This is a genomic window from Methylobacterium thuringiense, from assembly GCF_022179645.1.
Taxonomy (GTDB): domain Bacteria; phylum Pseudomonadota; class Alphaproteobacteria; order Rhizobiales; family Beijerinckiaceae; genus Methylobacterium; species Methylobacterium thuringiense.
The window spans coordinates 53,969-73,850 of sequence record NZ_BPRA01000016.1 but is presented as its reverse complement, the minus strand read 5'-3'; the positions used below and the strand labels follow the sequence as shown (position 1 = coordinate 73,850).

Below are 19,882 nucleotides of genomic sequence, written 5' to 3'. Positions count from 1 at the left end.
CGACATGCTGAACGTCGAGGGCATCGATCTCTTCTACGGCGCGGCGAAGGCGCTACGCGGCGTCTCGCTTCAGGCCGAGCCGGGGCAGGTGACGGCCGTGCTCGGGCGCAACGGCGTCGGCAAGACCTCGCTGATGCGGGCCATCGTCGGCCAGCAGCCGATCGCCAAGGGCTCGATCCGCCTCGGCGACGAGGACATCTCGCGGCTCGCGCCCTACGACCGGGCGCGCCGTGGCGTCGCCTTCGTGCCCCAGGGCCGCGAGATCTTTCCGCTCCTCACGGTCAAGGAGAACCTCGAGACCGGCTTCGCCCCGTGCAAGCGCGCCGACCGCTTCGTGCCGGCCGAGATCTACGACCTGTTCCCGGTGCTGAAGGACATGCTGCACCGGCGCGGCGGCGACCTCTCCGGCGGCCAGCAGCAACAGCTCGCCATCGGCCGCGCCCTGGTGACCCGTCCGCGGCTCCTGGTGCTCGACGAGCCGACCGAGGGCATCCAGCCCTCGATCATCAAGGATATCGGCCGCGCCATCACCTATTTGCGGGGCAAGGGCACCATGGCGATCGTGCTGGTCGAGCAGTATTTCGAATGGGCGCGCGACCTCTGCGACACCTACGCCGTGATGGATCGCGGACAGGTGATGGATGCCGGCCCGCGCGCGTCGATGAACGAGGCCGACGTGCTGCGGTGGTTGTCGGTCTAGTTGCGGATCGCACGGTCGCGGCACGGTTTCCCGACGACCGCGTGGAAGCCCCGGTCGCCATCGACCGCAAGCTGCCGAGCTTGGCGTGCCTGAAATTCGAGCCTCATCCGTGGCATGATGCGTGCGCCACGCAGCGCCGAGACCCGCCCGCGCCCCACGGACACCATGAACGAGCTCATCAAGCCGCTGAACCGTTTCTCCGTCGAACCCCTGGCCCGGATGACGCGCCGTCTCGCCGACGTCGCGGGCGGGCGGGCCGAACCCGATCTCGTGATCACAGGCGCGCGCGTGCTCTCGACCTATTCCGAGCGCATCCTGCCCGACCGCGAGATCTGGATCGCCGGCGGGCGGATCGCGGCGGTGAAGCCGGCCGGGTCGCACAAAGGCGGCGCGCCGCGCTACGACGTGGCCGGCGGCCTGATCGCGCCGGGGCTGGTCGATCCGCACCTGCATATCGAGAGCAGCATGGTCACGGCCTGCGCCTATGCCGAGGCGGCGCTGATCAACGGCACCACCACCATCGTCTGCGACAGCCACGAGATCGGCAACGTGCTCGACGTGAACGGCGTCGCCTGGATGCTGGAGGACGCGCGCGCGGCGCCGCTCAACATCTACCTGACGGTGCCGAGCACGGTGCCGGCGACCACGCCCGCGATCGAGACCGCGGGCGGCGACCTGACGCCGGAGAAGATCGCGGGGCTGTTCGATGCCTGGCCGGAAGCGCTGGGCTTGGGCGAAAAGATGGATTTCGTAGCGGTGGCCGAGGGCGATCCGCGGGCGCATGCCATCATCGCGGCGGCACTGGAGCGCGGACGCCCGGTCTCGGGCCACATCTACGGCCGCGACTTCGTCGCCGCCTATGCCGCGAGCGGCGTCACGGACACGCACGAGGCGATCGACGCCGACATCGCCGACGACCTGCTGGAAGCCGGCGTTTGGATTTTTTTGCGCGGCGGGCCGCCCACCACGCCGTGGCACTCGCTGCCGAAGGCGATCGGGACCGTGACCGATTACGGCGCGGCCTGGAAGCGGGTCTGCTGCTGCACCGACGACCGTGACGCCGAGGATCTGCTCGCCTTCGGCCTGGATTGGGTGGTGCGAGAGGCGGTGCGGATGGGCATCCCGAAGCCGGCCGCTTGGTCGATGGGCTCGCTGCACCCGGCGACACGCTACGCGCTGGACGGCGAGATCGGCGGATTGGGCGGCGGGCGCCGCGCCGACCTCGTGCTGCTCGACGACGACCTCCTGCCGCAGGCGACCTGGTACGGCGGCGAACTGGTGGTCGAGGGCCGGAAGCCCACGCCGCGCCTGGAGGCGGCGCTGGAAAAGCCGTACCGCTACCCGAAGCCTGCCTACGCCACGATGCACCTGCCCGACCCGCTGCCGGCCCTGGTGCCGACGCTGCCTGCGGGTCCGTGCACGGTCAACGCGATCCGCACGACGCTGCCGGGCATCGAACTGGTCCACGAGCGCATCGCCCTGAATCCCGGCGCGGACTGGGCCGTGACGCTCGCGGACCATGGCCTCTGTCATGTCGCAGTGATCGAGCGGCACGGTCTCGGCGGCAACGTCGCGCACGGATTGCTCAGCGCGTTCGGGCTGAAGCGCGGGGCGGTGGCGAGCAGCGTCGGCCACGATTCCCACAACGTCATCGTCGCCGGCTTCGACGAGGCCGACATGCGCGTTGCGCTCCAGGCCATCGCGGCGACCGAGGGCGGCGTCTGCGTGGTCGAGGACGGCCGCGTCGTCGCGATGGTGCCGCTGCCGGTGGCCGGGTTGATCTCCGACAAGCGCGTCGGCGCCGTCGCGGAGGAGGTGAGGGCGCTCAAGGTGGCCTGGAATCGTGCGGGCTGCACGATCCCCTATATGGGCTTCAACCTGATCCCACTCTCGGTGATCCCGCAGATTCGCATCACCGATATGGGGCTGGTGCTGGTGCCGGAGATGCGTCAGGTGCCGTTGTTCGAGGCGGCTTGAGGATCATGCGCCGCCGAGGCGAGGTAGGTTCGCCAACCGCCATAGCCCGTAATTTCCGGAGCGCTCGCCACGGCGTGGGTCTCGCACAGGAAACCCGCGACATTGCTGCCGTCGCTCAGTGTGATCCGGCCGATCCCGAGGGGTGCGGGGATGGCCGCGACAAACCGGCCGAAGGTTTCCGGCGACAGGGTCCAGATCTCGACTTCGATCCCGGGGCCACCATAGCCGGGATCGCGGACGAGACCGGGCTTGGCCGGCACGGTGCAGGGCAGAACGTATAGGCGGTAATCGGCCTTGGTCCTGGTTTTTCGCAGGAGCTTCGCACCGAGGGCGACAAGCTCCCGGTTGAGCGGGAGTTGCGAGAGATGCGCCCCGACCACGGCGAGGGCGACGCTCTCGATGGGCGGCTCCACGGGACGCACAAGGCTCGGCACGGACGCCTCCCGATCGATGCCCGTACCGCAGGCTGCGCCACGGTGGAGCGCGTCGGCCATCGGTCCCAAGGCGTCGTCGCTGCCGCCGGGGCCGACCAGCGTGACGCCAGCCGGCAGGCCGTCGCCGCGAAACCCCGCCGGCACCGCGATCGCGGCGAGGCCGAGCAGATTGGCGAAGTTCGTGTAGAGCCCGAGCCGGCTGTTCAGCGCGACGGGATCGTCGCGCATCGCGGCGACGGTGTAGGTCGTCGGAGCCGTCGGCAGAAGCAGGACGTCGACGGCGGCAAACAGCATTTCGGCCTCGCGTCGCAACGCCTCGAAGCGATAGCGGCCGCGAAAAGCGTCGACGGCGCTGAAGCGCTTGGCGGAGGCGACGATGGTGCGCACGCTCGGATCGAAATCGCCTGCGTTCGTATCGAAAAACGGTTCGATCGCAGCGAGGCGCTCAGCGACCCAGGGACCGCCATAGAGCAGTTCTGCGATAGCGCGGAGCGGCGCGTAATCGAACGGAACGGCTGTCGCGCCGAGAACCGAGAGCCGCGTCACCGCCGCCTCGTAGAGGCGCTCGGTTTCGGTATCGCCGAAGAACTCGCGATCGGCGCCCATGAGCACTCCGAAGCGCGGGGCGGCCGGGAGCGTCGCGGGCGCGATGCGGCGTGCGTAGATGTCGTCCGGGTCGAACCCCTCGGCGATCCGGCGGATGGCGATCCCGTCCGCGACGCTCGACGAAAAGATGCTGATGCAGTCGAGGCTCCGGCAGGCGGGCACGAGGCCGGTGGTGGAGAGCAGGCCCGGCGTCGGCTTGATCCCGACGACGTTGTTGAAGGCGGCGGGCACCCGGCCGGAGCCGGCGGTGTCGGTCCCGAGGGAAAAACTCGCCAGACCCGCGGCGACCGCCACCGCCGAGCCCGAACTCGACCCGCCGGAAATGTGGTCGGCGGAGAAGACGCTGCGTGGCGCCCCGTAAGGCGAGCGGGTGCCGTTGAGGCCGGTGGCGAACTGGTCGAGGTTGGTCTTGCCGGTGACGAGCGCCCCCGCTGCCTTCAGCCTCGCCACGATATGGGCATCCCGTGAGGGCACGTACGCGAAAGCGGGACAGGCCGCGGTGGTGGGCAGGCCGGCGACATCGATGTTGTCCTTCACCGCAAAGGGCACGCCCCAGAGCGGCAGCGAATTCGGCTCGGGGTGCCTCTCCATCAGCGCACGTGCCGCCGCGATCAGATCGTCGCGCAATACGGGCGTGATGAAGACGGCCGGGTCGGTATAGGCCTCCATGCGGCTGGCCACGAGCGTGGCGACATCGACGGGGGTCAGGTCGCCTGCGGCGTAACGCGCGCGCAAGATCGCGAGGGTCGGGACCGGCGGAAGGCCGTCCTCCGCGCCAATGTGCTCACCTGCGTGCATCGATGCCTCTTATGTATACACGGTGCCACCTGAGCCGGTCCGTAGCCGAGGGTCGCGAACCGATGGGCCTGCCTGAGCAAGCCCGCTGCCATGTCGTTGCTGCAGACGGTCCGAAACCGACGCGCGTGCTTGGCTCAGGCCGGCGAGACGGCGAGCATCGGGTTCGTCGAGCGTGCGTCGGGAGCCATAGGCTCGTCCGCAGCCTGCCCCGCAAAACGCTGGATCAGCCAGCGACCGGCTGGGCCGGGCGGCCTGTCGGTGCGGTAGATCGCGGTGAAGGGCAGCCGGCGGTGCTTCGCCTCCGGCATGTGCAGTTCGACGAGGCGGCCGGCCGCAAGGTCCGCCTGCACCATATGCGCCGGCATGCTGCCCCAGCCGATGCCGGCGAGCAGCAGCGTGTGCTTCGAACTGAGGTCGGACAGCCGCCAGGTGCGCGTCGCGATCACGCCGAACTCCTGTCCTTCCGACAGGGACGAGCGGTCGGCGATCACGAGCTGGACATGCTCGCGCGCCAGGCCCGGCCCGGCGGCGTCCACCATCGCGAGGGGGTGGGACGGAGCAGCAACGGGAAGCATCTCGACCTCGCCCACGGCGATGTGCTCGAGCGGATCGCCGGTCTTGTCCCAGATCTCGACGCCGATGCCGAGCACGGCCTTGCCGCTGGCGACGTATTGCTGGACCGCTCCCAACGCCTCGACGTTCAAACGGAGCGTCACGGTGGGAAACCGCGCCTGAAACGCCCGCAGCGCATCGACGAGGCGCTCGCCCGGCATCAAGACGCTGACGGCGAGGCTGACCTCGGCCTCCAACCCGCTCAGCATGCCGTTCACCTTGGCCCGCAGGGCATCGAGGCTGTGCGAGACCGTGCGGGCCTCGGCCAGCACGGCCCGCCCGGCCTCGGTGAGCTGCGGCTTACGGGTCGATTCTCGATCGAACAGCGGCAGGCCGAGCTGTGCTTCCAGGTTGGCGATGGAATAGCTGATCACCGAGGTTGCACGGTTGAGGCGCCGCCCGGCCGCCGCGAAGCTTCCTGTCTCGACGACGCACAGGAAGACGCGCAGCTGATCGAGTGTCGGGGTCCCGGAGGTCTGCATGCCGATATCCTCGAACGAGGCGCCTTCCGGCGCGTCGAGCATTTCGACAAGCAAGCCGAACGCCGATTTCCGGAGGAACGATCGCCGGCAGTGCTCACGCGAAAAAGCCGGCCCCGAGGGGACCGGCTTGCTGGACTGCTCGAAGGTTCGCGCCGGGATCAGTGGGCGGTGCGGCCGCGAACGGCTTGCGGAGTGCGGATCGAACCGGTGGTGTAGACGCCCTCGACCGAGACCTCGCCGGGACGCACCTGATAGGAACGGCCGTCGTAGGCCTGCAGGTTCGACACGGCGGCGGCACCTTCGAGACCGCCCGGCGCCGTGACGGCCGGGATGCCCGCGGGAGCATTGTAGCTCTGGGCGGAAGCGGCGGCAGGCAGGCCCGCGACGAGGGAGAGTGCAAGAGCGGAAGCGGCGAGGATACGGGACATGGTGGGTTCCATCGGTGCGATGTGATGGCCGTCCGGCCGTCATCTGATGGCGTGAAGATGCCCCCTGGCCGCCCCCTGCAAAACCCGAAAAGAATCGTCGGAAACGTTCGATGAAATCGAAAAGCGAACGCATCGGCCCGAGGCGTGGGACCGGTTCTCGGAAAAACCGGTGCCCGGTCGAGGCTCAACCGGAACGGCATCCGCTTCATGACATCCGAGAGCGTCGGTACGTAGAAGCCCGTCACATATTTTGACCAGGGCCGACCGGCCGGCGCCTATCCATCGGCATCCGAACGAAAAAGGACCGGCAACCCGATGAAGGCTACCGGTCCTAAGATAGAGGCCGAGAGAACGGAGTCGGACGTCTCAGCGGCCGCGCTGAGCCGCGGAGCCTCTCACGGAGCCGGTGGTGTACACACCGTCGACCGAGACCTGACCATCTCTGGGGCGAGCATAGCGGCCATTATAGGCCTCGATGTTCCGCTCGGCAGCCCGTCCTTCGAAGCCGCCCGGTGCGGTCGCGGCCGGAATCCCAGCCGGCGCGTTGTAGCTTTGTGCGAAGGCGGTGGTGGAAAGGGCAAGGCCGAGAGCGGCGCCCACGATGATGCGTGCTGTCATGGTCGATTCCTAGGTTCGGATCCGTCGCCGGAGACGAGGCGACCGGCCGAGTTCCCAGAATTTGTGCAGGCTTGCCCTGAAAGACAACACGCTATGCGCAAGTTATGTGCACAATGATGATGCATCGCATATGACCCACGCACCGTCATTGAGAAAGCTTGAATAAAATCGAATGCTCTATCAGTAACTTGACTGCGTTTGCGACGTTTTTTGACACAGTGTAGGAAGCTGGCACGCTTCTTTCGCAGCGCGTGTTTTTTCGCACGAAATCGGACGTCGTCGAGACCGCCCGTCGCCCGCAACCCTGCGCGAGTGGGTTGATGGGACCGTTGGGTCTCGACGTCCCCGTTATGCAGCTGCGGCCGAGTCGCCGCCGATATCTCGGGCGGGCTGATCTCCGACTTCGGAATGCCACCGAAGACCGCGCGAGCGGAGCTGCTGTCGCCGGCTCAATCGACTCTGCCGTGCTTCTCGAAGGCCGGCTCGATCCGGGCCGCGGCGAGATGGGCGGCGGCGTCCAGCGCCGAACGGGAGCGTTGCACCGGCGAGGCGGTCTGGGTTATCGCACGGGCTTCCGAGATCATCGAGAGCGAGGATCCGGCGGATCGATCCGCTGCGGACGACTGCGCCGAGATGGGGCGGTGGCCGGTGGTGCAACATGGCGCTCGCGACGGCTCCCGTGCGGCCATGTCGGCAGGGAGCTTGCCAATGGAGGTCTCGGGAACGCCTTCGCAAGCAGCTATCCGCCGTGAGACGCACAAAGCCTTGAGCCCATGTGCAATGCGGCCGCGTTGCCCCGTGACTTGGAACACGGAAAGCGCGCGATGGAACCGATGAAGCCCATGGAGCCCATGAAACCGATGGAGCCCATGAAACCGATGGCCAAGGCCGAAGCCTGGTGGCCGAAGGATCTGGGCCAGCCCTCGACCAGCGGGGGCCAGGACGACCTGCGCTATGCGTTCTTCCGCGAAAAGCGCCGCCTCGTGATCGAGCAGGGCGGTCGGACGAAGACCTATGACAGCGGCGCGCACGAGATCGGTGGCGTGTCGCAGGACGGTGACGGCGGCCTCCGGTTCACGGACCGGGACGGCGAAGTGGACTTGAGCACGCTGAAGCCGGTGGGGTGACGCATGAGGCTCAACCTCGCCCGATCGTCGCCTCGATCTGTCCGTGGGGCTCGTCTGTCGGGAGGAACACGGTGCCGGGGTTCTCAAGACCGAACGGTTTCAGGTTGATCGGGATATAGTGCTTGTTCGGCATGGCGAAGCCGATCTCGGCGATCTCGGGGATCGCCGCCAGGACGGCCTCGCCCATGCGATACATGCTGTCCTGGACCCCATAGCTGTAGGTCGCACCGAACACCTCGAGCAGGATGTCGAGCACCTTGGTATTCGTGGCCGAGTAATCGGTCGGTGCGCCGGCCCAGGTCCAGGTCGCGTCCATGGCGGTGGCGGCGATGCGGTCGGTGGTGTCGGGCAGCGTACGGTACTCGTCCGCGACGAAGTCGACCCAGCCCGACTGCGTCGTCTTCATGAAGGTGAAGCCCCGGAGCCCGGACTGCAGCACCGCGCCATCGCGGCGCGCCACGAGCTTGACGTAGCCCGTGCCGTTGCCGTCGAGGGTGAAGACGTGGCCGTGAGGCTGGCCGCCGACGGCCTGGCGCAGCCAGCGCGTTTCCAGGCCCTCGACCAGCAGCTCCTCGACCTGGAGATACTTGTCGAGGAACGTCTTCGCGACGGCCTCCGCGAACGCCTCCTTGTCGAGCGAGAGGTTTTCGGCCGCGACCACGTTGACGATGTTCTTGACGCTGTCCGTGGCGACGCAGGCCCTGTTGTCGCCCTCCGTCCAGGATGCGTCGAAGGCACCCGTCATCAGCACCGTGAGCGAGAGCTCGCGCGGGGTGTGATGGTCGCCGTCGCGGGTGAGCCGCATCACCCGCACGCGGCCCTTGCCGTATTTGGAGGCGGTCAGAGGCATGGTTTTTCTCCACTGAGAGGTAGCGCGCGGAAGGAGGGCTCAGTGCTCGGAAGAGGCAGCCTGATGCCTGGCGGCCTCGCGCGCGGCCTCGCTGCTGGTGAGGCCGTTGAAGAACAGGTTCAGGCTCACAGCCGAGATCGCACAGAGCAGGATGCCGGATTCCAGCAGCGGGTGCAGCGCGTGCGGCATCTGCTTGAAGAAGGTCGGTGCGACGAGCGGGATCATGCCGAAGCCGACCGAGACCGCGACGACGAACAGGTTGTTGCGGTTGCTGGCGAAATCCACGGCGCCGAGGATACGCACGCCGGTGGCGCCGACCATCCCGAACATCACGAGCCCGGCCCCGCCGAGCACGCATTGCGGCACCGCCTCGACCATGGCGGCGAGCTTCGGAATCAGGCCGAGCCCCAGCATGATGAAGCCGCCGACCACCGCGACGGTGCGCGTGCGCACGCCCGTGACGCCGACGAGACCGATGTTCTGCGAGAACGAGGTGTAGGGGAAGGTGTTGAAGATGCCGCCGATCATGGTGCCGAGGCCGTCGCCGCGCAGGCCCTTGGTGAGGCGCTTTTCGTCGACGGGGTCGGCGCAGATCTCGGCGAGCGCCAGGAACATGCCCGTCGACTCGATCATCACCACGATCATCACGATGCAGAGTGTGACGATCGAGACGGGATCGAAGGTGGGCAGGCCGAAGGCGAAGGGCCGCACCACGTCGAACCAGGACGCGGTGGCGACGTGGCCGAGATCGACCAGCCCGAAGAAACTCGCCACGATCATCCCGACGACGATGCCGATCAACACCGAGGCCGAGTTGACGAAGCCGGTGCCGTAGCGGGTGATCGCCATGATCACGCAGAGCACGAAGGCCGCGATGCCGAGATAGACCGGCGCCCCGTAATTCGGGTTGCCGATGCCACCGGCGGCCCAGTTCACGCCGACCTTCATCAGCGAGACGCCGATCACCAGGATGATCGTACCGGTCACCACCGGCGGAAACAGCGGCAGCAGCCGTCCGATGAGGGGGGCGACGAGAAACGCGAACAGGCCCGCCGCGATCACGGCGCCATAGATGCCGGTCAGGCCGATCTCGGGGCTGGTGCCCATGGCGATCATCGGCGTGACGGCGGCGAAGGTGACGCCCATCATCACCGGCATCCGCACGCCGACGCCCGGCAGGCCCCAGCTCTGCACCAACGTGGCGAGCCCACCCGCGAACAGATCGGCGCTGACCAGCATCGCGATCTGCTCGGGCGCCAGCTTCAGGGCCCGTCCGACGATCAGCGGCACCGCGACGGCCCCCGCATACATCACCAGAACGTGCTGCAGACCGAGCAGGCCGAGGGCGACGGGCGGCACCTTCGTCACGGGCGCGGTAGCGGGCCCGAGCGGGACGGGGCCTACGGTCTCGATGACGGTATCTGAATGTGCAGCGATGGTGGTCGCACTGTTCATGGGATCGACGCCTCGACCGCGGTGAGCGGATCCCTCGCCGGGGATGCTGTGTCCGACCGGGCAAGCCGTGTGCCACGCGAACGGGTTGCGCGTTCCGGAGAACGCGTCGTGGCATCTCCGTTGGTCGCTCGGCCCTCGAGCCAAGGGAGCCGACGTCCGCGGCTGGCCCGTTGCCTGCAAAGACCCGCCCTGCGATGCCGTGCCATCGCCTGTTTCCCACGGAGACCCGGTCATCATGGGCACGACGCTCGCAGCTCTGAACGAAGCCTCTGCCGCAGACTTCGTGGCGGCGCTCGGTGCCGTCTTCGAGCATGCACTGTGGGTTGCGGAGGCGACTTCGGCGCAGCGACCCTTCGCCAGCGTCGAAGCCCTGTTCGCCGCCATGCGAGGCGCCGTCCACGGCGCGTCGGACGCGCAGCGGCTCGCCCTGCTCACGGGACATCCCGAACTCGCCGGACGCGCTGCCCGCTTAGGCGACATCGCACCGGATTCGATCGCCGAGCAGGCCGCCGCGGGGCTCGACCGGATGTCCGACGCCGAGTACGCCCGCTTCGAGGCGCTCAATGCGGCCTACCGCGAAAAATTCGAAATTCCCTTCATCCTGTGCATCAAGCGGCACGGCCGTGCCTCGCTGATCAGGAACTTCGAGGATCGGCTGGCGTCCGTGCCCGCGGTCGAGCGGCGCACGGCCGAGACCGAGGTGATGCGGATCGCTGCGATCCGCCTGAACGCCCTGGTCGACGGCGACGGGCCCTTGAACACGACGGGCCGGATCTCGACCCACGTCCTCGACACCGTCCGAGGGCGCCCGGCCGCCGGGGTCGCGCTCGAACTCGTCGAGTTCGTCTCGGCCACGGAGACGGCACTCGTCGCCCGCGCGGTGACCAACGCGGACGGTCGCACCGACCTGCCCCTGATCCACGGGCGCCCCGTGCCGATCGCCACCTACGAGTTGCGTTTCGGGCTCGGAGACCACTTCCGGCGGGTCGGGCCGGCTCTCGGCCTCGACCTGCAGGAACCGCCGTTTCTCGACATCGTCCCCCTGCGCTTCGGCGTCGGCGATCCGGAGGGGCACTATCACGTGCCGCTGGTCGCGACTCCGTGGAGCTACCAGACCTATCGCGGGAGCTGATGCAGCGCGATCGTGCGCCGGCCGGCATAGCTTTTGCTGCGATCCGACCGCGAAACCGGCCGCAGGCCGGCGTCAGGAGTCCGTGTCAGATGCGTCCGTCCCGTGCCCTCGGCTTCAGTTTGCCTCTGGCGGCTTGGCTCATCGTGGCATGCCTGTTCGGGGGCGGTGTCATGGGTACGGCACCGGGGGCTCGCGCGCAGGGCAGTCTGACGCCGTTGGCCGGACAGCCCCGTGCGACGGCACCCGGCGGGGTGCGCGGCCGAGCCGGCCGCCGTCACCGGACGCATCGCCACCGCTGACCACGCCCGACTCGCCGGCGCCATATCGGCCGATCGACGATCGGCCTGCTCAAAACATCCTACGAGATCTGGAAGGGAATCGACCATGCGGATGACGATGTCTGTCCTCGCGCTGTGCGCCGTCTTCGGCTTGACGGGAGCGGCTTTGGCCCAATCGACGGGCGCACCCGCGGGCCGTGATCCGGCCACTTCGCCCGGAGGTACCGAGGGTATTGCCGGCCCTCGAAACGAGGAAAGGTCGATGGAAGACGGAGACGCGATCCCCGCGCCTCCCGGCATCGGCGAGCCGGTTCCTCCGCGGTCCGAAACCATGCCCCGCCAACGGACGCAGACGCCTCCGCGCCCCTGACCCTCGGCCTTTCGACGCGCGTCGAGGCCTGGCTATAGCTGCCGCCACGGGATCACGCCGACGGCGATCCGCAGACGCAATTGGGAGATGCACGATGCGCGCAATCGTCGTGGCGAGCGGCTTGCTCGGATTGATCTGGAGCGGCCCCGCATCCGCCCACGGCTGCCATCATGCCTGGCAGCAAAGCGCGATGCAGGGCTGGCATAGCCACGGAGCCAAGTGCGATGCGCGCAGGGGCATCGGCCTCTCGCGGCGCGCCAAGCAGCCAAACCGTCGCCCGGTCTGAGACCGTTTGCGACTCGATCGCTCGGGGCCGCCTCCGGCATTGCGAGGCAAACCCGAAGCAATCCAGGGCCAACACACCGATGTTGCGCGCGTCGGCCCTGGATTGCTTCGCCGCGCTCGCAATGACGGAAATGGCCCCGCGGCGGTCAATCGAAGCCGTATGATGCGCAGCGAACGCCGGGCTCCCCTCGCGAGAAGCCCGGCCCGCCTGCGATCACTGCGTCAGCTTGTCGTCGATCCCCTTCACGTACCAGTTCATGCCGAGGATCATCGGGTCGGGCGCGTTCTCCCCGGCCTTCACGGCGACGGTCCCGTCCTGCTTCGTCACAGGTCCCTGGAAGGGGTGGATCTTGCCGTCGGCGATGGCCTTCTTGGTCTCTTCGGCCATGGCCTTCACGTCGTCGGGCATGTTGGTGAAGGGTGCCAGCACCACCATGCCGTCCTTGATGCCGCCCCAGGTGTCGTGGCTCTTCCAGGTGCCGTCGAGGACGGCCTTGGCTTCCGAGATCACGTAGCCGTTCCAGTCGTCGGTGATCGAGGTGAGCTGGGCCTTGGGGGCGAAGCGGTACTGGTCGGAGGACTGGCCGAAGGCGAGCTTGCCCTGCTTCTCGGCTTCCTGGAGCGGAGCCGCCGAGTCGGTGTGCTGGGTCAGGATGTCGGCACCCTGCGCGAGCAAGGCTTTCGCGGCCTCAGCCTCCTTGCCCGGATCGAACCAGGTATTCACCCAGACGATCTTGATCTTGACGTTCGGGTTGACCGACTGCGCTCCCAGCATGAACGCGTTGATGCCGCTGACGACTTCCGGAATCGGGAAGGAGGCGATGTAGCCCACCGTCCCGGATTTCGAGAGCGTGCCGGCGATCTTCCCGCAGACGTAGCGGCCCTCGTAGAAGCGGGCTGAGTAGGTCGAGACGTTGTCGGAGCGCTTGTAGCCGGTGGCGTGCTCGAACTTCACCTTCGGGAATTTCTTGGCGACCTTCAGCGTCGGCTCCATGAAGCCGAACGAGGTGGTGAAGATCAGCCCGGCGCCGGAGCGGGCAAGCTTCTCGATCGAGCGCTCGCTGTCGGCCTCGGGCACGTTCTCGAGGAAGGTGGTCTCGACCTTGTCGGGCAGTGCCTCACTGAGCGCCTTGCGGCTGAGGTCGTGCTGGTAGGAATAGCCGAAATCGGCGACCGGCCCGACATAGACGAAGCCGACCTTCAGCTTGTCGGCCGCAAAAGCCGGCCCGGCTGCAAGCACGGCGCACAGAACCGCAGCGCCGAGCCTTGTTGACGTACCCCGCATCGTGTCGTCCTTTTCTTGATCGGTTGCCGCGCGGTCGTCGCGACCGTTCACCGGCTTGGCGTGAAGACGCGCCCGAGCGCGGCGGGCGCCAGCGAGCCGCCCCCGCGCCGTCCCAGTGAGAGCAAGACCAGGGCCAGGATGGTGGCGAGGTAGGGCAGGGCGGAGAGGAGCTGGCCCGGCAGGCCGAGGCCGGCAGCCTGGGCGTGCAACTGAAGGACCGTCGCCCCGCCGAACAGAAGTGCACCCGCCGCGACCCGCAGCGGCCGCCAGGAGGCGAACACCACGAGGGCGAGCGCGATCCAGCCGCGACCGGCGGTCATCCCGGGCGACCAGAACGGCGTGTAGGCGAGCGAGAGATAGGCCCCGCCGAGGCCGGCGCAGGCGCCCCCGAACAGCACGGAAAGGAAGCGAACCTTGCGAACCTTGAGCCCGAGGGCATGGGTTGCGACGTGGTCGTCGCCGATGGCGCGGAGCGTCAGGCCCGAACGGGTGCGCCAGAGAAACCACGACACGGCGGCGACGAGGGCGACGGCCGTGTAGACGAAGGCGTCCTGTCCGAACAGCAACTGCCCGATACCGGGAAGATCCGAGAGGCCGGGAATCGCGAGATGCGGCGCCGGATCGCGCTTGATGCCGACGTAGCCCGCGCCGACAAGGCCCGACAATCCGAGGCCGAGGATGGTCAGCGAGAGGCCGGAGGCGACCTGGTTCGCTGCGAGCCCGACGGTGAGGATTCCGAACAAGGCGGCGAGCAGCAGGCCCGCGACGGCGCCGCCGACCGCACCGAGAAAGGTCGAGTCGGTCTGCATCGCCACCGCGAAGCTCGCGGCAGCGCCGAAGATCATCATTCCCTCGACGCCGAGGTTGAGCACCCCGGCGCGTTCCGCGACGAGTTCGCCGATGCCGGCGAGGATCAGGGGTGTGGCGGCCGCCAGCACCGTGACGAGCACCATCTGAACGATGTCGAGGGTCATGGCCTGCTCCGACTTCGCTTACGGGACGGTCCGGCTCGACGGACCTCCCGGCACGAGCGTGACGTGGTAGCGGGCGAACACATCGGCCCCGAGCACGAGGCCGAGCAACAGACCCTGGAAGGCGCGAGTCAGATCCAGCGGCAGCCGCAGGTCGATCTGTGCGCCTTCGCCGCCGATGGTGGTGAGCGCGATCACGAGCGCCGCGATCAGGATACCCGGCGGCGAGAGCCGGCCGAGGAAGGCGACGATGATCGCGGTGAAGCCGTAGCCCGGCGAGATCTCGGGCTGGAGCTGCCCGATCTTTCCGGCGACCTCGCTGATCCCGGCCAGACCCGCCGCGCCGCCGGAGATGGCGAAGACGGCAAGCGTCAGCCGTGCATCCGAGAAGCCGGCGAAGCGCGCGGCGCGCGGGCTCGCGCCGACGACTCGCACCTCGAAGCCGAACAGGGTTCGCGCCAATACGACCGTTGCAAGTACCACCGCGACGAAGGCGACGAGTACGCCCGCATGCAGCGTCTCGCCGTCCATGAGGTACGGCAGCCGCGCCGCCGCGTCGAAGCCGACGCTCTGCGGGAAGTTGTAGCCCGCCGGATCGCGCAGGGGGCCGCGGACCATGTAGTCGAGCAACAGTTGCGCGACGTAGACGAGCATCAGGCTGGTCAGGATCTCGGAGACGCCGAGACGAACCTTCAGGATCGCCGGGATCATCGCGAAGGCGATGCCGGCGAGCGTGCCCACGATCAGCATCGCCGGCAGGATCCAGAGGGTGAACCCCTCCGCGCCCTGCGTCGCGACGCCGACCCAGCCGCCGGCCAATCCGCCGACCACGAACTGGCCCTCGGCACCGATGTTCCAGAGGTTCGCGCGGTAGCAGAAGGCCAGCCCGGTTGCGATCAGGGCCAACGGGGCGGCCTTGAGGGCGATCTCCTGCAGCGACCAGACTTCGCTCAGCGGCGTGACGAAATAGGTGACGAAGGCGGCGGTGGGCGAGACGCCCAAAGCCGCCACGGCGATGCCGCCGATCAGCACCGCCGCCACGAAGGCGAGGGCCGACGAGAGGATGTCGAGCACCGGCGAGCGGCGGGTGCGAGGCACGAGATCGAGGCGCATGAGGGCTACCGGTCAGTGCGCATGGGCGGGGGACGGCATGGGCTCGCGCGGATGCGCCACGTCCGCGACCGGTGGGGCGTGATCGCTCGATCCGCCCATGAGCAGGCCGATCGCCTCGCGACTAGTCTCGCCCGCGGGCACCGCGGGAGAGAGCGTGCCGTCGTGCAGCACCGCGATGGAGCCGGCGATCTCGAACAGTTCGTCGAGGTCCTGGCTGATGACGAGGATCGCGGTGCCGCGTGCAGCGAGATCGATCACCGCCTGCCGGATATGCGCGGCGGCCGCTGCGTCGACGCCCCAGGTCGGCTGGTTGATGACGAGGACGCCCGGCTCCGCCTGGATCTCGCGGCCGACCACGAATTTTTGCAGGTTACCACCCGACAAGGTCCCAGCGGCGGGGTCAGGGCCCGCCTTGCGCACGTCGAAGGCCTCGATCACGCGCTTGGCGAGGTCGCGCGCGGCCCCGAGCCGGATCAGGCCGAACCGGGTCAACGATGCGGTCGGATAGCGCGAGAGCAGGGCGTTCTCGGAGAGGCTCATCAGGGGCGCGGCGGCGTGGCCGTTGCGCTCCTCGGGCACGAAGCCCGCGCCGAGGCGTCGGCGCGCGTTGATCCCGAGCGCGCCCACCGGCTTGCCGTCGAGGCGCACGGAATCCGGCTCGGGCGCGCGGGACTCGCCTGAGAGCGCGGCGAAGAGTTCGGCCTGACCGTTGCCGGCGATGCCCGCGATCCCCAGGATTTCGCCGCCGGCGACACTGAGCGACACGTCGTGGAGCGCGGTGGCGTGCAGGTCAGGGGCGGGGAGCGAGAGACGATCGAGCCGCAGGCGCTCCCGGCCGACGGCTCCGCCCTCGCGCGGCGTGACCTCGCGGACCGCGCTGCCCACCATCATCGCGGCCAGCGAGCGGGCGGTTTCCTCGCGCGGGTTGCAGGCCCCCACGACCTTGCCCCCGCGAAGGATGGTGGCGCGCACGCAGAGCCGGCGCACCTCGTCGAGGCGGTGGGAGATGTAGAGCAGTGCCCGGCCTTCCTCGCGCAAGCGCTCCAGCACGGTGAACAGCACCTCGGCCTCGCCGGGGGTGAGCACCGAGGTCGGCTCGTCGAGGATGACGAGGCTCGGATCCTGCAGCAGGCAGCGGACGATCTCGATGCGCTGGCGCTCGCCGGCCGAGAGCGACCAGACCGGGCGATCCGGATCGAGATGCAGGCCGTAATCGATGCCGAGCCGCGCGATGCGGTCGGCCAAAGCCCGGCCGGACAGGTCCTTCGGCATGACGAGCGCGATGTTCTCGGCGACCGTCAGATTCTCGCACAACGAAAAATGCTGGAAGACCATGCCGATCCCGAGCCGGCGGGCGGCCTCGGGATTGGGCAGTTGCACGATGTCGCCTTTGTGCGTGACGACGCCCTCGGTCGGCTCCAGCAGGCCGTAGAGGATCTTCATCAGGGTCGACTTGCCGGCCCCGTTCTCGCCGAGCAGTGCGTGGATCTCGCCGGCCCGGATCTCCAGGTCGACGCCGTCGTTCGCCGTGAAACTCCCGAACCGCTTGACGATGCCGTAGGCCCCGAACAGGGGCGTCGGCCCCTCCTTCGAGCGGCGGGCGAGGGCAGAAGCGGGGAGGGTGGCATCCATGTCAGGATGTACCGAACAGATTTCGTGCCAGTTGGCTGTGCTGTTCGCGAAGCCGGCGCGTGTCGAGCCCGATTGGATGGCCGTCGATCACCCGCCATTGCCCGGCGACCATCACCCGGTCGGCGCGGTGCGCGCCGCAGAGCACGAGGGCCGCCAGCGGATCGTGACTGCCGGAAAAGCGCAGTTCGTCGAGGGTGAACAGGGCGAGGTCGGCCTCGCGGCCCTCCGCGATCCGGCCGATGTCGGAGCGCCCGAGACAGGCGGCCGAGCCTTCCGTCGCCCAGCGCAGCGCGTCGAGATGGGTGACCCGCTCCGCACCGTAGGTGAGGCGGTTCAGCATCAGGGCGTGGCGGACACCCTCCATCAGGTTCGAGTTGTCGTTCGAGGCCGAGCCGTCGACCCCGAGGCCGACGGGGCTACCGGCGGCCTCCAGTTCGCAGGTCCGGCACTGGCCGGAGGCCAGGGTCATGTTGGAGGTCGGGCAGTGGCAGACGCCGACGCCCGCTTTGCCGAGGCGGCGAACCTCGTCGTCGTTGAAGTGGATGCCGTGGGCGAGCCATGCGCGCGGGTTCATCCAGCCGACCTCATCGAGGTAGTCGACCGGACGCTGGCCGAACGTTGCGAGGCAGTAGGCCTCCTCGTCGAGGGTCTCGCCGAGGTGGGTGTGCAGGCGGCAATCGAAGCGCTCGGCGAGGCTTGCGCTCTCGCGCATCAGCCGCTTCGTCACGTTGAAGGGCGAGCAGGGCGCGAGCCCGATCTGCACCATCGCGCCGGGCGCAGTGTCGTGGAACAGCGAGAGCACGCGCTCGCTGTCGGAAAGGATGGTGTCGTCGTCCTGGACCAGCGCGTCCGGGGGCAGGCCGCCGTCGCGCACCGACACGCTCATCGAGCCGCGGGTGACGTGGGCGCGGATGCCTAAGCTCCGCGCCTCCTCGACCTGGATGTCGACTGAGGCCTCGAGGCCTTTGGGAAACAGGTAGTGGTGGTCACCCGCCGTGGTGCAGCCCGACAGCAGCAACTCGGTGTACGCGAGCCGCGTCGCGAGGCGGAACGCCTCCGGGGTGAGCTTGTCCCAGACCGTGTAGAGGGCCTTCAGCCAGGGAAACAGCGGCTTGTTGATCGCCAGCGGATGGGCGCGGGTGAGCGTCTGGAAGAAGTGGTGATGCGTGTTGACGAGGCCTGGAATGACCACGTGCCGCGCGGCATCGAAGGTCTCGTGCACCGGCGCCGACGGCTGGCCGCCCGAGGGTACCCGCTCGACGATGCGCGTCCCCTCGACGACGATGCCGCCGGCTGCGTCCTCCGCCAGGATCGCCAGCGGGTTCTTGATCCAGAGGCGCGAACCCTTCCTCGACAATGCCGTCATCCAGCCTCTCTCGGTTGTCGTGGGAGCTGCCGGCCGAACGGCCGGCGGATCCATCGTCAGAATACGTGCACGGCGATGCCGGCCAAGAACGCCTTCTGCTCGGCGCCCGGCCCGGCACCGCCCTGGGCGAAGGTGATGTCCTGGTCGACGCCGAACTTGTTGCGCCAGTATTCGAAGCCGATGAAGGCATCGAGCTTGCCCGGCTGGTCCCAGATCAGCTTGCCGACGTCGAGGACGAGGTTGGTGCGCGACAGGAACTCGACATTCGTTTGGGCTGCACCGGGGATCTGGCCGTTGCCCTTGGGCAGGACGATGTTGTTGAAGCCGGCGAGCTTCAGCGGGAATCCGCCGAAGAAACCGTCGAGCGGGATGCTGTAGACGATTTCGAATTCGGGGACGGTGTTGAATTCCGTGCTGCGGAAAGGCTGCGGCACGAAGCCGTTGCGGTTCCACTCCTTGTAGGCGTGCACCGCGATGTTGAGAAAGCCGATCGGCACGTCGAACGAGAAGACGAGACCGCCGACCACGTCGCGCTTCATCGGCCCGAAGACGGTATTCTTCGCATTGGCATCGAAGCCGAAGGACAGCGAAACGTCCTTGACGATGCCGGTATAAGCAAAGGCGGTCGTGTTCGTGAGCTTGTTCAGGCTGAGAGACCCACGGTACAGGCCGTAGGCTTCGGTGGCGCCGAAGTCGTACAGCAGGGGCCCCCCGGGGGCGTTCGCGGTTCCGGCGGGGTCCTGGTTGCCCGACCTCAGAATGTCGAGCGAGAAGAAGTTGGTGCCGTACTCCCAGGCATCGGCATGCGCGATGTTGAGCACGTCCTTGGGGATGTCGGCGCCCTGCAGCGGGTTCGTCGAGCCGGGCTTCGGCACGCCCGGCTCGGAGCCGTTGAAGACATGGCGATAGCTGATCTGCGTATCGGCGAAGAGGAAGAAAGGCACCTCCTTCACCGGTGCCGCCTCGAGGGCCCTGTTCCTTTTCACCGTGTCGAGATCGGCCGCCACGGCGCACCCGATCATCCCGAGCGACACAGCCGCCGTCGTGAGCCCCCTTGCGAACATCGTTCTTCTCCTCATTCGCAAAATCTGAGGGAAGGGCAGCAACCGATATGCCATCGAAAGCAGTCGGATCGACGTCGGATCCTGCTGTTACAAAACCGCAACATCTTCTGAGCTGCCCGAAGCCTCGCCCGAGTGCCAGCCCTCAAAACGGCCCGTGAACGGCAAGGCGATGTGCGGCACGCGGCGCGGCTGTGTATGCACGCTTAAGAAGCAGCGGAGACCGCGGGGCGCGATTTGCGGCCGGTCTGCGCGATCGGTAGCCATAATGCCGGCACGCGATCGAACCGATGACGATCTGC

At 68.1% G+C, this 19,882-nt stretch carries 18 protein-coding genes; 5 read left to right on the top strand and 13 right to left on the bottom strand.

The annotated features are described in order from the left end of the window. The first annotated feature begins 4 nt into the window (after positions 1 to 4). Together urtE and MFF07_RS17820 are read left to right on the top strand one after the other, a co-directional pair. Positions 5 to 700, top strand: a complete 696-nt coding sequence (gene urtE / locus MFF07_RS17825; protein ID WP_147816928.1) for an urea ABC transporter ATP-binding subunit UrtE — start codon at positions 5 to 7, stop codon at positions 698 to 700. Positions 701 to 865: 165 nt separating this feature from the next. Continuing rightward, positions 866 to 2,677, top strand: a complete 1,812-nt coding sequence (locus MFF07_RS17820) for an adenine deaminase C-terminal domain-containing protein (protein WP_147816927.1) — start codon at positions 866 to 868, stop codon at positions 2,675 to 2,677. On the opposite strand, the gene atzF is transcribed toward MFF07_RS17820, so the two are convergent. The 5 genes from atzF to MFF07_RS22570 form a co-directional block, all read right to left on the bottom strand. After that, positions 2,650 to 4,515, bottom strand: a complete 1,866-nt coding sequence (gene atzF / locus MFF07_RS17815) for an allophanate hydrolase (protein WP_147816926.1) — start codon at positions 4,513 to 4,515, stop codon at positions 2,650 to 2,652. The two genes, MFF07_RS17820 and atzF, sit on opposite strands and share 28 nt — an antisense overlap. A gap of 134 nt (positions 4,516 to 4,649) precedes the next feature. Next, positions 4,650 to 5,609, bottom strand: coding sequence for a LysR family transcriptional regulator (locus MFF07_RS17810; RefSeq protein WP_147816938.1), 960 nt, complete (start codon positions 5,607 to 5,609; stop codon positions 4,650 to 4,652). Between the two features lie 158 nt (positions 5,610 to 5,767). Continuing rightward, a complete protein-coding gene (locus tag MFF07_RS17805; RefSeq protein ID WP_147816925.1) occupies positions 5,768 to 6,037 on the bottom strand; it encodes a hypothetical protein in 270 nt (89 codons plus the stop codon). Between the two features lie 366 nt (positions 6,038 to 6,403). Continuing rightward, a complete protein-coding gene (locus tag MFF07_RS17800; protein WP_147816924.1) occupies positions 6,404 to 6,655 on the bottom strand; it encodes a hypothetical protein in 252 nt (83 codons plus the stop codon). A 449-nt stretch (positions 6,656 to 7,104) separates the two neighbouring features. Further along, positions 7,105 to 7,239, bottom strand: a complete 135-nt coding sequence (locus tag MFF07_RS22570; protein WP_283206829.1) for a hypothetical protein — start codon at positions 7,237 to 7,239, stop codon at positions 7,105 to 7,107. Between the two features lie 240 nt (positions 7,240 to 7,479). Between MFF07_RS22570 and MFF07_RS17795 the strand changes: the two genes are divergently transcribed. After that, positions 7,480 to 7,782 (top strand): hypothetical protein, encoded by a 303-nt coding sequence (locus MFF07_RS17795; RefSeq protein ID WP_147816923.1) that lies wholly within the window; start codon positions 7,480 to 7,482, stop codon positions 7,780 to 7,782. A 10-nt stretch (positions 7,783 to 7,792) separates the two neighbouring features. Here MFF07_RS17795 and pucL read toward each other — a convergent pair whose 3' ends face one another. After that, positions 7,793 to 8,632 carry a factor-independent urate hydroxylase gene (gene pucL / locus MFF07_RS17790; RefSeq protein ID WP_238232509.1) on the bottom strand — a complete coding sequence of 280 codons (840 nt, stop codon included), beginning with the start codon at positions 8,630 to 8,632 and terminating at the stop codon, positions 7,793 to 7,795. A gap of 39 nt (positions 8,633 to 8,671) precedes the next feature. Continuing rightward, positions 8,672 to 10,087, bottom strand: coding sequence for a nucleobase:cation symporter-2 family protein (locus MFF07_RS17785; RefSeq protein WP_238232508.1), 1,416 nt, complete (start codon positions 10,085 to 10,087; stop codon positions 8,672 to 8,674). Between the two features lie 235 nt (positions 10,088 to 10,322). Here MFF07_RS17785 and uraD point away from each other — a divergent pair, with 235 nt between their 5' ends. Together uraD and MFF07_RS17775 are read left to right on the top strand one after the other, a co-directional pair. Continuing rightward, complete coding sequence (gene uraD / locus MFF07_RS17780) at positions 10,323 to 11,219, top strand: 2-oxo-4-hydroxy-4-carboxy-5-ureidoimidazoline decarboxylase (RefSeq protein WP_147816921.1); 897 nt, start codon at positions 10,323 to 10,325, stop codon at positions 11,217 to 11,219. Between the two features lie 742 nt (positions 11,220 to 11,961). Then, a complete protein-coding gene (locus tag MFF07_RS17775) occupies positions 11,962 to 12,153 on the top strand; it encodes a hypothetical protein (RefSeq protein ID WP_147816918.1) in 192 nt (63 codons plus the stop codon). Positions 12,154 to 12,366: 213 nt separating this feature from the next. Here the strand turns inward: MFF07_RS17775 and MFF07_RS17770 are convergent, their stop codons facing one another. Genes MFF07_RS17770 through MFF07_RS17745 form a run of 6 tightly spaced genes read right to left on the bottom strand, consistent with a single transcriptional unit; the run spans position 12,367 to position 19,583 of the window. Continuing rightward, on the bottom strand, positions 12,367 to 13,437 hold the full coding sequence (locus MFF07_RS17770) for a BMP family ABC transporter substrate-binding protein (RefSeq protein WP_147816917.1): 1,071 nt from the start codon (positions 13,435 to 13,437) through the stop codon (positions 12,367 to 12,369). 47 nt (positions 13,438 to 13,484) lie between these two features. Further along, positions 13,485 to 14,411, bottom strand: coding sequence for an ABC transporter permease (locus tag MFF07_RS17765; RefSeq protein ID WP_147816916.1), 927 nt, complete (start codon positions 14,409 to 14,411; stop codon positions 13,485 to 13,487). A gap of 18 nt (positions 14,412 to 14,429) precedes the next feature. Beyond that, complete coding sequence (locus tag MFF07_RS17760) at positions 14,430 to 15,521, bottom strand: ABC transporter permease (RefSeq protein WP_147816915.1); 1,092 nt, start codon at positions 15,519 to 15,521, stop codon at positions 14,430 to 14,432. Positions 15,522 to 15,533: 12 nt separating this feature from the next. Further along, positions 15,534 to 17,153, bottom strand: coding sequence for an ABC transporter ATP-binding protein (locus MFF07_RS17755; protein ID WP_147816914.1), 1,620 nt, complete (start codon positions 17,151 to 17,153; stop codon positions 15,534 to 15,536). Between the two features lies 1 nt (position 17,154). Further along, the gene (locus MFF07_RS17750) at positions 17,155 to 18,519 is read right to left on the bottom strand and encodes an 8-oxoguanine deaminase (protein WP_147816913.1); all 1,365 of its coding nucleotides are present in this window, start codon (positions 18,517 to 18,519) and stop codon (positions 17,155 to 17,157) included. Between the two features lie 56 nt (positions 18,520 to 18,575). Further along, complete coding sequence (locus tag MFF07_RS17745; RefSeq protein ID WP_147816912.1) at positions 18,576 to 19,583, bottom strand: hypothetical protein; 1,008 nt, start codon at positions 19,581 to 19,583, stop codon at positions 18,576 to 18,578. Positions 19,584 to 19,882: the final 299 nt, after the last annotated feature.

Excerpts from the sequence above, each read along its gene's own strand:
- urtE (WP_147816928.1), top strand. The coding sequence starts at position 5 with ATGCTGAACGTCGAGGGCATCGATCTCTTCTACGGCGCGGCGAAGGCG.
- MFF07_RS17820 (WP_147816927.1), top strand. The coding sequence starts at position 866 with ATGAACGAGCTCATCAAGCCGCTGAACCGTTTCTCCGTCGAACCCCTG.
- atzF (WP_147816926.1), bottom strand. The coding sequence starts at position 4,515 with ATGCACGCAGGTGAGCACATTGGCGCGGAGGACGGCCTTCCGCCGGTC.
- MFF07_RS17810 (WP_147816938.1), bottom strand. The coding sequence starts at position 5,609 with ATGCAGACCTCCGGGACCCCGACACTCGATCAGCTGCGCGTCTTCCTG.
- MFF07_RS17805 (WP_147816925.1), bottom strand. The coding sequence starts at position 6,037 with ATGTCCCGTATCCTCGCCGCTTCCGCTCTTGCACTCTCCCTCGTCGCG.
- MFF07_RS17800 (WP_147816924.1), bottom strand. The coding sequence starts at position 6,655 with ATGACAGCACGCATCATCGTGGGCGCCGCTCTCGGCCTTGCCCTTTCC.
- MFF07_RS22570 (WP_283206829.1), bottom strand. The coding sequence starts at position 7,239 with ATGATCTCGGAAGCCCGTGCGATAACCCAGACCGCCTCGCCGGTGCAA.
- MFF07_RS17795 (WP_147816923.1), top strand. The coding sequence starts at position 7,480 with ATGGAACCGATGAAGCCCATGGAGCCCATGAAACCGATGGAGCCCATG.
- pucL (WP_238232509.1), bottom strand. The coding sequence starts at position 8,632 with ATGCCTCTGACCGCCTCCAAATACGGCAAGGGCCGCGTGCGGGTGATG.
- MFF07_RS17785 (WP_238232508.1), bottom strand. The coding sequence starts at position 10,087 with ATGAACAGTGCGACCACCATCGCTGCACATTCAGATACCGTCATCGAG.
- uraD (WP_147816921.1), top strand. The coding sequence starts at position 10,323 with ATGGGCACGACGCTCGCAGCTCTGAACGAAGCCTCTGCCGCAGACTTC.
- MFF07_RS17775 (WP_147816918.1), top strand. The coding sequence starts at position 11,962 with ATGCGCGCAATCGTCGTGGCGAGCGGCTTGCTCGGATTGATCTGGAGC.
- MFF07_RS17770 (WP_147816917.1), bottom strand. The coding sequence starts at position 13,437 with ATGCGGGGTACGTCAACAAGGCTCGGCGCTGCGGTTCTGTGCGCCGTG.
- MFF07_RS17765 (WP_147816916.1), bottom strand. The coding sequence starts at position 14,411 with ATGACCCTCGACATCGTTCAGATGGTGCTCGTCACGGTGCTGGCGGCC.
- MFF07_RS17760 (WP_147816915.1), bottom strand. The coding sequence starts at position 15,521 with ATGCGCCTCGATCTCGTGCCTCGCACCCGCCGCTCGCCGGTGCTCGAC.
- MFF07_RS17755 (WP_147816914.1), bottom strand. The coding sequence starts at position 17,153 with ATGGATGCCACCCTCCCCGCTTCTGCCCTCGCCCGCCGCTCGAAGGAG.
- MFF07_RS17750 (WP_147816913.1), bottom strand. The coding sequence starts at position 18,519 with ATGACGGCATTGTCGAGGAAGGGTTCGCGCCTCTGGATCAAGAACCCG.
- MFF07_RS17745 (WP_147816912.1), bottom strand. The coding sequence starts at position 19,583 with ATGTTCGCAAGGGGGCTCACGACGGCGGCTGTGTCGCTCGGGATGATC.